This window comes from Halomonas sp. LMYGS-3 (assembly GCF_059509875.1).
In genome coordinates this window covers 57857-69621 of the sequence record NZ_JCAKFQ010000024.1, presented here as the reverse complement: position 1 = coordinate 69621, position 11765 = coordinate 57857, and the positions used below count along the sequence as shown (strand labels likewise).

The 11765-nt window shown below is 68.1% G+C and carries 10 protein-coding genes; 3 read left to right on the top strand and 7 right to left on the bottom strand.

What is annotated here, in order from left to right; all coding sequences use genetic code 11:
• Positions 1–359: 359 nt before the first annotated feature.
• Complete coding sequence (locus tag AC5W54_RS18045; RefSeq protein ID WP_495963481.1) at positions 360–800, top strand: DUF411 domain-containing protein; 441 nt, start codon at positions 360–362, stop codon at positions 798–800.
• Positions 801–909: 109 nt separating this feature from the next.
• Here AC5W54_RS18045 and AC5W54_RS18040 read toward each other — a convergent pair whose 3' ends face one another.
• The 7 genes from AC5W54_RS18040 to AC5W54_RS18010 all read right to left on the bottom strand — a co-directional run bounded on the left by AC5W54_RS18040 (position 910) and on the right by AC5W54_RS18010 (position 8580).
• Positions 910–1356, bottom strand: coding sequence for a Na+/H+ antiporter subunit G (locus tag AC5W54_RS18040; protein ID WP_495963480.1), 447 nt, complete (start codon positions 1354–1356; stop codon positions 910–912).
• Positions 1357–1372: 16 nt separating this feature from the next.
• A complete protein-coding gene (locus AC5W54_RS18035; protein WP_495963479.1) occupies positions 1373–1642 on the bottom strand; it encodes a K+/H+ antiporter subunit F in 270 nt (89 codons plus the stop codon).
• A complete protein-coding gene (locus tag AC5W54_RS18030; RefSeq protein ID WP_495963478.1) occupies positions 1639–2142 on the bottom strand; it encodes a Na+/H+ antiporter subunit E in 504 nt (167 codons plus the stop codon). The genes AC5W54_RS18035 and AC5W54_RS18030 overlap by 4 nt, the downstream gene beginning before the upstream one ends.
• A 1-nt stretch (position 2143) precedes the next feature.
• The gene (locus AC5W54_RS18025; protein WP_495963477.1) at positions 2144–3664 is read right to left on the bottom strand and encodes a monovalent cation/H+ antiporter subunit D; all 1521 of its coding nucleotides are present in this window, start codon (positions 3662–3664) and stop codon (positions 2144–2146) included.
• Positions 3661–4002 carry a Na+/H+ antiporter subunit C gene (locus AC5W54_RS18020; RefSeq protein ID WP_282737658.1) on the bottom strand — a complete coding sequence of 114 codons (342 nt, stop codon included), beginning with the start codon at positions 4000–4002 and terminating at the stop codon, positions 3661–3663. Before AC5W54_RS18020 ends, AC5W54_RS18025 begins: the two co-directional genes overlap by 4 nt.
• Positions 4002–6800, bottom strand: a complete 2799-nt coding sequence (locus AC5W54_RS18015; protein ID WP_495963476.1) for a monovalent cation/H+ antiporter subunit A — start codon at positions 6798–6800, stop codon at positions 4002–4004. The genes AC5W54_RS18020 and AC5W54_RS18015 overlap by 1 nt, the downstream gene beginning before the upstream one ends.
• Before the next feature lie 310 nt (positions 6801–7110).
• On the bottom strand, positions 7111–8580 hold the full coding sequence (locus AC5W54_RS18010; RefSeq protein ID WP_495963475.1) for an esterase/lipase family protein: 1470 nt from the start codon (positions 8578–8580) through the stop codon (positions 7111–7113).
• Between the two features lie 226 nt (positions 8581–8806).
• Between AC5W54_RS18010 and AC5W54_RS18005 the strand changes: the two genes are divergently transcribed.
• Positions 8807–10813, top strand: coding sequence for a pyrroloquinoline quinone-dependent dehydrogenase (locus AC5W54_RS18005; RefSeq protein WP_495963474.1), 2007 nt, complete (start codon positions 8807–8809; stop codon positions 10811–10813).
• A complete protein-coding gene (locus AC5W54_RS18000; RefSeq protein WP_495963473.1) occupies positions 10810–11700 on the top strand; it encodes an alpha/beta fold hydrolase in 891 nt (296 codons plus the stop codon). The genes AC5W54_RS18005 and AC5W54_RS18000 overlap by 4 nt, the downstream gene beginning before the upstream one ends.
• The last annotated feature ends 65 nt before the right edge of the window (positions 11701–11765 follow it).

Genomic DNA, 11765 nt, shown 5'->3' with positions numbered 1-11765 from the left:
GGCCATCAAACGGCGCCCCCGGCCCCACCGGTTATTGAAAACGCATCGCCACCAAGCGCGTGAGGAAATCCAACGCTACGGACATCCGAAAAAGCTTAAGTAAGTGCCATTCGGGTCTGACCCCCTAGGGCCTCCCAGCGCTGGCAGTCTGCCATCTATCCATGCCCAACATATTGATAATGCCGAACTATTTCTGAGGATGCCTCAGTTTCCGCCCCCCCAGCCCCCAACCTCGGGTGCCGTCTGAAGCGTTCGTGGGGCCGCTTGCCCCCTTGCGCTGGGTCAAGGCAGGATCAGGGCTGACGCGGTTGAATACGAAGACACATCACCTCGCTGATCAAGTACCCGGGAGATCGCTCATGAACCGTCCTACCACGTCCCTGCTGCTCGCCGGCGCCCTGCTGGTGGGGTCCGCCGCGGCCCAGGCCGCCCTGCCCGACGCGGCCACCCTCTACAAGAACCCGCAGTGCGGCTGTTGCGACGACTACGCCCGCCACCTGGAGGAGATGGGCATCTCGGTCACCATCGTCGACGACGTCGAGGTGGGCAGCATCAAGCTGCAGGCCGGGCTGCCCTACGGGCTCGGCTCCTGCCACACCACCCTGATGGGCGGCTACGCCATCGAGGGCCACGTGCCCCTGGCGGCCATCGAGCAGCTGTTCGAGGAGCGCCCCGCCATCGGCGGCATCGGCCTGGCCGGCATGCCCATCGGCACCCCGGGCATGCCGGGACCCAAGCGGGGCGACTGGGACGTCTACCGGTTCACCGACCAGGAGCCCTCGCCCTTCATGACGCTGTGACGTTGTCGAGTCAGCAATGCGAAGCGCCGCCCTGAGGGGCGGCGCTTCGTTGTGGGGAGTGAGGAGTGGAGTGTCGGCCTGACTCCCAGCCGGTCGGCGATCTCCGGCCTCATGAACCGCCGCGGGTCCGGGTGTCGGAGCCCTCCCCCGGGAATGACGGGGGGGCATGGCGGGCCTCCCCCGGGTTCGCCGGCGAGGGGGTCAGCGGGGGCTGGTCCATCTCGGGCCAGGGGGGGTGGCGGGTATTGTCACTGCACGCCACCCGACGGTGCAGCGCCGCACGGGCCATCACATGGGCGCTCACCGGGGCGGTGACGAAGAGGAAGACCGTGATCAACACCTCCTGCACGCTGATGCCCTGGCCGGCGGCACTGAAGTACAGCAGCGAACCCAGCATCGTGCAGCCCACCCCCAGGGTGCACGCCTTGGTTGGCCCGTGCAGGCGCATGTAGAAGTCCGGCATGCGGGCCAGCCCCACCGAGCCCAGGGTGGCCACAATGGCGCCGATCAGCAACAGCGCCGCGATCAACGCGTCCAGCCACAACGGAATGTTCATTGGCCCCTCCTCGCGGTCATTCGATGACGTCGCCACGCACCAGGTACTTGGTCATGGCCACGGTGCCCACGAAGCCCATGAGGGCGATGAGCATGGCCGCCTCGAAGATGATGGTGGTGTCCATGTAGATGCCCGCCAGCACGATCACGGCGATGGCATTGATGCTGAGCGTATCCAGCCCCAGGATGCGGTCGGTCAGGTCCGGCCCGCGCAGCAGTCGATAGAGATTCAGCAACAGGCTGATGCTGAACAGCAGCAGGGCCAACGGCAGGACGGCGGTGATCATTCCAGAATCTCCTTCAAGGGTTGCTCGTAACGGGTGTGGATATGGCGGATCAGGGCATCTTCGTCCACCACGTGCAGGGCATGAATCAGCAGGGTCTTCTGGTCCGGGCTGAGCCCGGCCGACACCGTACCCGGGGTCAGGGAAATGGTGCTGGCCAGCATGGCGAGCGCGAACTCATCCGTCAGGATGACGGGGTAACGGATGAAGGCGGGCCGGAGTCGCTCCGGGGGCAGCAGAATCAGCCGGGCCACCGTGACGTTCGACTTGAGGATGTCCCACAGCAGGTGGGCGAAGTACGGCACCAGCCGCCACGCCCGGTGCAAGTGGGGGCGCTCCGGCCAGAACGGCTGGGTCAAGAAGGGGATCAACCAGCCGAGGAAGGCGCCGGTCAGCAGCTGGGCCAGGCTCAGGGTGTTCATCAGCAATAGCCACAGCACCAGCAGAAACAGGGAAAACTGGGGCCGGGGCCACCAGTAACGCAGTTGCCGAAGGGCTCCCATATCAGCGTTCCTCCCCTGTCTGTCGTGCCACCGCCTCGACCGCCTCCACGTAGGCACCGGGCGACAGAATGGCGTCGGCGGTCTCCAGCATGAGCGACATGACGGGCGTGGCGGCCACGGACAGCACCACACTGCCCAGCAGCATCGTGATCACGACGCCAAGCCTTGCCGGGTCCACCCGCAATCGCAGCGGGGGCTCACCGGACTGCCGCCAGAAGAACTTGCTGCCGGCCCGGCTCAGGGCGATCAGGATCATGAAGGCGGCAATCAGCAGCAACGGCCACAACCAGGCCTGACGCTCCGTCCCGCCGGCCACCTGCAGGATCCACACCTTGCTGACAAAGCCGCTGAATGGCGGCAAGCCGGCAAGCGCGATGGCGCCGACGAAATACACGATCCCCAGGGTACGCTTGTGCGCCATGGCCGCCGCAATCACCATGTGGTCGGCGGCTGCCCCGCGTTGCCGGGCGATCAGGTCGGCCAGCAGGAAGAAGGCCGCCGTCATCAGGGTGGAGTGAATCAGGTAGAAGAGCCCGGCCGCGAGGGCGTCCCGGCTGCCCAGCGCCAGGGTGGCCAGCAGGGTCCCGACGGAGACGATGACCATATAGGCGGTCAGGTTGCGCAGGTTGATCGCCCCGAGTACCCCAATGCCTCCGAGCGCCAGGGTGGCCAGCGCCAGCGGCCATAGCCACTGCCAGGCGATGGTGTCGACCAGACCAGATTCCAGGCCGAAGATCAGGCTGAAGACACGCAGCATGGCGTAGACGCCGACCTTGGTCATGATCGCGAACAGCGCCGCGACGGGGGCGCTGGCGGCGGTGTAGGCCCGAGGCAGCCAGAACAGCAGGGGCAAGAGGGCCGCCTTGACGCCGAACACCACCAGCAGCAGCAGCGAGGCCGCAGTCAGCAATGGCAGGTCGCCGGCGGGGGCATTGGCCACGCGTACCGCCAGGTCCGCCATGTTCAGGGTACCGGTCACCCCATAGAGGATGCCGACCCCGATGATGAACATCGCCGAGCCGACCAGGTTCAGGATCACGTAGTGCAGGCTGGCCCGGCAGCGCGCGATGCCGCCGCCGTGCAACAGCAAGGCGTAGGACGCGATCAGCAGGATCTCGAAGCAGACGAACAGGTTGAACAGGTCACCGGTGAGGAAGGCGCCGTTGATGCCCGCCAGCTGGAACTGCAGCAGGGCATGGAAGTGGGCACCTCGGGTGTCGTCCCCGCGGCCCGCGTAGAGGGCGCAGAACGCCGCCAGCACGGCGGTGATCAGCAGCATCAGGACACTGAGGCGATCCGCCACCAGGAGAATCCCGAACGGCGGCGACCAGTTGCCCAGCGTGTACAGCACATGATTCCCCGCCATGACCCGCTCGAACAGCAGCCACGCGATCAGCACGAGCAGCGCCGTGCTGAGCAGGCTGATCAGGCGCTGAAGCACCAGCGGAACGGCGAAGGCGACCACCAGGAAGGCGCCGGCCAACAGCGGGATCAACACCGGCAGGATGAGCAAGTGGGTCATGGGCGCCAGTCCTCGTCCGGGTCCACCCCATCCACATGGTCGCTGCGCAGCTCCACCGCGGCACGCAGGGCCAGCACGACCACGAAGGCGGTCATGGCAAAGCCGATCACGATGGCGGTCAGCACCAGGGCCTGGGGGAGCGGATCGGCATGATGGCTGCTCGCGCCGATGATGGGGGGCGCCTCCAGGGTCAGGCGGCCCATGCCGAAGAGAAACAGGTTCACGGCGTGGGACAGCAGGGTCAGGCCCAACACCACCGGAAAGGTGCGGGCGCGCAGGATCAGGTAGACACCGCAGAACGTCAGCACGCCCAGGGCGGCGGCAAACAGCACTTCCATCAGCCGATCTCCTTCCCCGGCCCCTGCAGGGTCATGAGCTTGCCCATGTTGGCCAGGATCAGCAGGGTCGCCCCCACCACCGTGATGAAGACGCCGAGGTCGAACAGCAGCGCGGTGGCGAGCTCGACGTCGCCCAGCATCGGCAGCCGATAGTGCCCGAACCAGCTGGTCAGGAAAGGCGCACCGACTGCCAGGCTGCCCAGGCCGGTGAGTGCGGCCAGCAGGATGCCGCCCCCGACCAGCGGACGGAAGGGAGTCAGCATGCACGAGTGGGCCCAGGCCAGGCTGCCCGCCATGTATTGCAGCGACAGGGCAACGGCCGTGATCAGTCCCGCGATGAAGCCGCCTCCGGGCATGTTATGCCCCCGCAGGAAGATGTAGGCCGACACCATGAGCGTTAACGGCAGGAGGGGACGGGCGATCATCCTGAGAATCAGGGGATGGGGCTCGGACGCCCAGTACTGTCCCCGCTCCTGGGGCACGCGGTCCTTGAGTTGCAGGTTGCGGGTGAGCGCGAAGACGGCCACGGCGGCAATCCCCAGCACCGTGATTTCGCCGAGGGTATCGAAGCCCCGGAAGTCCACCAGGATCACATTGACCACATTGCTGCCGCCGCCCTCCGGGACGCTACGGGCCAGGAAGAACCCGGAAATGCTCTGCGTCGGGCGGGTCATGGCCGCGAAGGCCACGATGGCCATGCCCAGGCCACTCAGGCCGGCGAGCGCGAGGTCGCGCACGCGACGCCGCACGGAGGACTCCGCTGGCGTCGTCTGCGGCAGGAAGGACAGGGCCAGCATCATGATGATCACCGCCATCACCTCCACGGACAGCTGCGTCAGGGCCAGGTCCGGTGCCGAGAAACGGGCAAAGGTGAGGGTCACGAAGAGCCCGGCGGCCCCCGTCAGCAACAGGGCGAGGAAACGGTGGCGGTGGCCGACGGCCACCCCCAGAGCACAGGCCATCAACAGCACGGTACCGAATACGGTCATGGGATCGAGGGGAGTCAATGCCTCGGGACCCCGCCACTCCGTCATGGCGGCGAGGGCCGAGCCCATCGTGATCAGGGCGCTGAGCAGCACGAACGCGATATAGCGCTGGACCGAGCCGTTCTCCAGCCGATGCACCAGCCGTTCGGCGAAGGTCCCCGCCTGCAGCATCAGCCACTCGAAATTTTCCTTGGCATCGACCTCGGGCAAGCGGTCATAGATGGCGAAAAGCTGCCGTCTTGCCACGTACATGGCGAGACCGCCCGTCAGCGCCAGGGCACTCATCAGGAACGGCAGGTTGAAGCGGTGCAGCAGGCCGAGATTGTACGGCGGCAATTCCCCACCCAGCGCCGCCTCGGCGGCAAGCTTCAACAGCGTATGCACCACGTATTGCGGCACGATGCCGACCACGATGCAGGCGGCGGAGAGCAGCGTCACGGGGATCAGGATGCCCACTCCCGGCGACTTCGGGGGCCAGATGGGCAGGTCCCGCGGTGCTCCGTTGAAGAAGACGTTATGGAAGATGCGCGCCGAGTAGGCGACCGACAGCAGGCCGGCCACGGCCGCGAGGGAGGGCGTGAGCCAGGCCAGCACGCCGGTGAACGGCGAGACCATGGTCTCGGCAAAGAACATCTTCTTGCTCAAAAAGCCGTTGAGCAGCGGCAGCCCGGCCATGGAGGCGGCGGCTACGCCGGAGAGCACGCCGAGATAGGGCATGTAGTGCCACATGCCGTTGATGCGGCGCATGTCCCGCGTGCCGGTCGACTGCTCGACGATACCCGCCATCATGAACAGCGGTGCCTTGAACAGGGCGTGATTGAGCAGGTGGAACAGGCCCACGATCAACCCCATCCTGGTGCCCATGCCCAGCAGCAGGGTGATCAACCCCAGATGGCTGACGGTGGAGTAGGCCAGCAGCCCCTTGGTGTCGTGCTTGAACATCGCCACGAAGGCGCCGGTGAGCAGGGTCGCCATGCCCACCGTGGAGACGCTGTACAGCCAGAGAGGCGTTTCCGCCAGCACCGGATGCAGCCGGGCCAGCAGAAAGATCCCCGCCTTGACCATGGTCGCCGAATGCAGATAGACGGACACCGGCGTGGGCGCGCTCATGGCATGCGGCAGCCACAGGTGGAAGGGGAACTGGGCGGACTTGGTCATGGCCCCCAGCAACACCAGGGACAGGATCAACGGATACTGGCGGTGCTCACGCAGGGTATCGCCGGCCGCCAGCACGTCGCTCAGGTGATAGCTGCCCACCGCCTGGCCGATCAGGATGACACCGGCCATCAGCGCCAGCCCCCCGCCGCCGGTGATCACCAGGGTCAGGCGGGCACCACGCCGGGCCGGGCGCTGATCCGAGTGAAAGCCGATCAGCAGGAACGAGACCAGGCTCGTCATTTCCCAGAACACCAGCATGAACAGCAGGTTGCCCGAGGTGACGATGCCGAGCATGGACGCCATGAACGCCAGTGTCAGGACATAGAAATGGGCCCCCCCGCGCTTGCCGGCAAAGTAATAGCGCGCATACAGCATCACCAGCAGGCCCATGCCGACGATCAGCAGGGCGAACAGCATGGCCAGCCCATCCATGCGGAAGGCGATCGTGAGGCCGATGGTGTCGATCCAGCGCCACTCGGCAACGATGACCTCGCCCGCCAGGACCGCAGGCAGCAGGGACAGCACCAGGGCCAGCACCGCCACGGGGGCCAGCGCCGCGACGACGGCCGAGGCCCGCAGGTCCTCGGCGCGGGCCGTCGCCCAGGTCAGCAGGGCGCCGAGCAGGGGCAGCGTGACGATCAGCAGCAGCGTCATGAAACCGCGAGCTCCCTCCCCCTCATCATGCTGCATGCCATCACTGACAGCTCATTGGGGATGACCACCTTATCATGACACGCCATGTGAACTCCTGAGTCCGGAAGTAAGGAGGTACCGCGGCCCTGTCAGTATGGTTCACGAACCCCCGGGGGGCCCGATGCAGGTCAGGATGGCGAAGCGCTTGTGTCAACGCTCGGGATGCCGGCAACGTCCACGCGGGACATCCCGGTCACCGTGACATCGCCTGGCGCACAACGCGCAGCGCCGCCCAAGGGGCGGCGCTGCGTGGTGGAAAGGTTGCCCCGGCTCACTGCCAGGCGGCGATCTCCAGTTGGAGCCGTGCCCGGAAGCCCTTGCGGCTGCGCAGGGGCACATAGCTGACGCCGCCCTCGTCGACCTTGACCGCACGCCCGCGGCCCTCGCCCCAGTCCTCGTCGCCCATGATGTAGCGCAGGCGCCAGCCATCGCCGGCGGCGGTCGCCAGTATCACCACCTTGTCGCGGAACAGGTTTTCGTCGGGCACCCGGCGGCTGACGAACCAGCGCCCGGCGACCTTGAACTCGGTACTGCGCACGGCGATGTCGGCCACCAGCAGCATGGTCCGGCCTTGGGTCACCGTGATCTTCGAGCTGTCGAGGTAGACCGAGAACAGCACCGGGTGCCGGGCGTGCTCATGGCCGGCGCGGTCCGGGTGGCACATCTCGTCGTAGCGGCGGAAGATCGCCGAGCCATGCTCGACGCGGCGATCGGACAACGCCACCGGCGGAAACAGCCGTGGCGTCACCGTGCACTCGAACAGGTAGCTACCCTCGATCGCGTTCCCGTCCTGCTTCGCCTGCTCCACGGAGGGCGGCAGCGGCAGGTGCTCCACCACCAGCCGCGCCGTCATCTGCGCATCGCCGAACAGGAAGCGCGTCAGGTTCTGGTAGCCCGTCTCGGAGTTGACCATGCCGCAGTGGCCACTGTGGCTGAGGTAGGCATGCACGCGGGGGGCATCCTCCACCCAGGCATTGTCGATCTTCACCAGGCCGTCGCTCGACGACCCGACCGCGAAGCGAACGGCCTGGTAGTCCCGGTGATTGGTGCCCACCAGGCAGAAGAAGCGCTCGGGCGGGAAGTCCCCGTCCAGGTGGTTGACGCGCCCGTCACGCGGCCTGAGCGTCAGGAAGTCGGCGATGCTCTGGCGGTTGAAGTTGTTGACGTCCCACATGCCCAGGAAGCGCGGTACGTTGATCCCGGCGATCTCGATGCCGTTGTGCGGCGTGCCGTAGGTGAACACCTTGTCGACGCAGGCCTTGGCCGCGGGGTCGCCCACCGTCTCGTTCTGGAGCAGGCAGCGGCAGATCAGCCCGCCCATGGAGTGGGCCACCAGATAGACCTTGAAGGCCGCCCGCGCGTCGGCATCGTCGCCGCAGACCCGCTCGCGCAACCACAGGATCCGTGCCGAGAGGTCGTCGGCCGCCTCGACGATCGACGGACGCTGCGCGCCACCCTCGACATCCTCGTAATAGCGGTGGATCAGCAGGCTCGTGCGGGGCAGCCGGTCCTCGCGGAGCGCGCCGTCCTGGTAGACGTCCCGGTAGCCGTAGTCTTTCATCAGACGGATCACCGGCGACTCGAAGATGAAGGTGTGGAGCTCGCCGCCCGGCCCCTGTCGCACCCGGGTGGCACCGAGGTTGAAGCCCATGTAGGGCGTGTTGATGGTGTCTTCGATCTCGGAATCGAGACGGGCGAAGCCGCGTACATAGATGATCGGGTGAAAGGACGACTGGCTCATGGGGGTACCCCGGTTGTCATTGTCGGCGCGCCTTCAGTACGGCACGGGATCGAGCCGCGCGCCACTCCGGAATCCCCCTCTCCCCGACACCGCTCGTCGATCGCCGGGGTGAGTGCTCGCCTCATGGCGAAGCATGGCGCCTCGCCCGGGAACCGCTTATGGACTAGCTTCAAGTCGAGAAGGAGGGGCTCGGCCCGACACGCCGTCTTCAGGGAGGAGCAGCAGGATGCGATCGCAAGAGCTGGGACGAGGACCGATCATCGCCGCCACGCTGCTGTTCCTCGCTGGCTGCGACGCCCCGCCACCGGAGCTCGACCTGGACGGCCCGATCGCCGACTGGCCCCACTACGGCCAGGGCCTCACCGGACTGCGTTACTCGCCTCTCGATCAGATTCGCACCGACAACGTCGCCCATCTCGAGGAGGTGTGGCGCTACGCGAGCGGCGACTTCTCCCACGGCGACGAGACCCAGACCCGCACCTCGCTGCAGGTCACCCCCATCGTGGTGGATGAACGGCTGATCTTCTGCACGCCCTACAACCGCGTCATCGCCCTGGACCCGGAGACCGGCGAGGAGCTGTGGCAGTTCGACCCCGAACTCCGGCTGCGCCAACTCCACGGCGCCTACCCGATGATCTGCCGCGGCGTGGCCTACTGGCGCGCTGCGGGCGCCAGCGACGACGCGGCCGAGTGTCGGGCGCGGATCTTCACCGGCACCCAGGACGCCGAGCTGATCGCCCTCGATGCCGCCACTGGCCGCCCGTGCACCGAGTTCGGCGAGGCCGGCCGCATCGCGCTGCGCGACGATCTCGGCGACGACATCCCGGCCTGGGAGTACTACGTCACCTCGGCGCCGCTGGTGGTCGACGACCTGGTCATCGTCGGCGCCCTGGTCGCCGACAACGTGCGCGCCGACGCTCCGCCCGGCGTGGTGCGTGCCTTCGACGCCCGCAGCGGCGAGCTCGTCTGGGCCTGGGATCCGGTACCCCCGGACCAGCCCGCCAGCCCACCGGAGGGCCCCTACCGTCGCTCCACCGCCAATGTCTGGGCGCCGATGGCCGCCGACGCCGAGCGCGGCCTGCTGTTCGTGCCCACCGGCAATGCCCCGCCAGACTACTTCGGCGGCCAGCGGAACGGGCTCGACCACTACGCCTCCTCGGTGGTCGCCCTGCACACCCGCGGCGAGCACGTGGGCGAGGTCGCCTGGCACTTCCAGACCGTCCACCACGACCTCTGGGACTACGACGTCGGCGCCCAGCCCTCGCTCATCGAGCTCAACACCGCCGCCGGCCGGGTACCGGCGGTGGTTGTCTCGACCAAGGCCGGCCATGTGTTCGTGCTCGACCGCGAGAGCGGCGAGCCGCTGCACCCCATCGAGGAGCGCCCGGTGCCCCAGGACCCGGCCCCGGGCGACTGGCTCTCGCCCACCCAGCCCTTCCCGGTCACGCCGCCGACCCTCTTCCCGCCGCAGCTGACCCCGGACGACGCCTGGGGCCTGACCTTCTGGGACCGCGGCCGCTGCCGCCGCGAGCTCGCATCGCGGCGCTCCGAGGGCCTCTACACCCCGCCGAGCCTCGAGGGTACGGTGGTCTTCCCCGCCGCCACGGGCGGCATCAACTGGGGCAGCGGTGCCTTCGACCCGAGCCGCAACCTGATGGTGGTCAACCAGTCGCGGGTGCCCACCGGCGTGCGGCTGATCCCCCGCGACGAATACGAGGCCCTGCCCGAGGAGGAGACCCGCACCGACGCCGGTGGCTTGGCCGGTTCCAACCGGCTCTACGGCGAGATGCAGGGCACCCCCTACGCGGTCAGCGTGGAACTGCTGAGTTCGCCGCTGGGCATGCCGTGCAGCGCCCCGCCCTGGGGTACGCTGACCGCCGTCGACCTGGATGCCGGCGAGATCCGCTGGGAAGTGCCCCTGGGCTCCACCCGCGGCCTGGCCCCCTGGCCCTTCTGGCTCGAATGGGGCGTGCCCAATGTCGGCGGCCCCATCGTCACCGCCGGCGACCTGGCCTTCATCGCCGCCACCCCGGACCGCTATATCCGCGCCTTCGACCTGGAGAGCGGCGAGACGCTGTGGCGCGCCGACCTCCCCTACGCCGCCCACGCCACGCCCCTGACCTATCGCCTCGGCCCCGAGCGCCGCCAGTTCCTGGTGGTCGCGGCGGGCGGGCACGTGTTCTCCGACCCCGGCGACGCCATCGTCGCCTTCGCCCTGCCGGAGCCGGAGTGAGCGAGCTCGCCGAGACCTGGGTCGAGCGCCCCGGCTATCGGCTGCGTGTGCGCCATGGCGGCGACGCGCAGCGCCCCCTGGTGCTCTTCCTGCACGGCTACCCGGACAGCCAGCGCATGTGGCAGGAGATCATGCTCGCCCTGGGCGAAGAGTACCGGGTCGCCAGCCTGGACTGGCCGGGCGTGCCCGCCGAGGAGCCGCGCCAGTCGGCGCGGCGCTACCGCATCGCCGCCCTGCTCGAGGACATCGAGGCGGTGATCAAAGCCCTGGAGGTGGAACGCCTGCATCTGGTCGGCCACGACTGGGGCGCCAGCATCGGCTGGTCCTACGTCACCCACCCCGACTACGGCAGGCGGGTGCTCAGCTGGAGTTTCATCTCCGGGCCGCACCTGGCGATCTGGCTGCGCTGGGCCCGTGACGAGCTGACCAGCTGGCAGCCGCGGCGCATGTGGCCCGCCCTGCGTCAGCTGCTGCGCTCCAGCTACACCGTACCGCTGATCGTCTGGCCGCTGGGAGAGACGCTGTGGCGCCTGGGCGGCGTGCGCGGCTGGCAGTGGGTGCTGCGCCTGGCTGGCGTGCCCAGGGGCGATCCGCTGCTCGACGAGAGCCGGGCCCAGGTGCGCGCCATGACCCTGGGCCCCATGGCGCTCTACCGCCAGAACGTCCGCCACCCGCCGCCGCTGCCCCCCCGGGGCAGCGTCATCTGCCCGGTGCAGATGATCGTCGCCGAGCGCGACCCCTTCGTCTCCGAGGCCAGCTACGGCAACCTGGCCGACTACGCCACCGACCTGCATATCGCCCGCCTGCCCGGCTCCCACTGGGTGACGCGCAGTCATCCCGACGAGACCCTGGCCTTACTGCGCGGCTTCCTCGCCGAGGTGACCTGAGGCGACATCCGCCACACCGGCGGAGATGCCGCTATTCTGAAGTCAACCGAGCTACCCCTCACCGG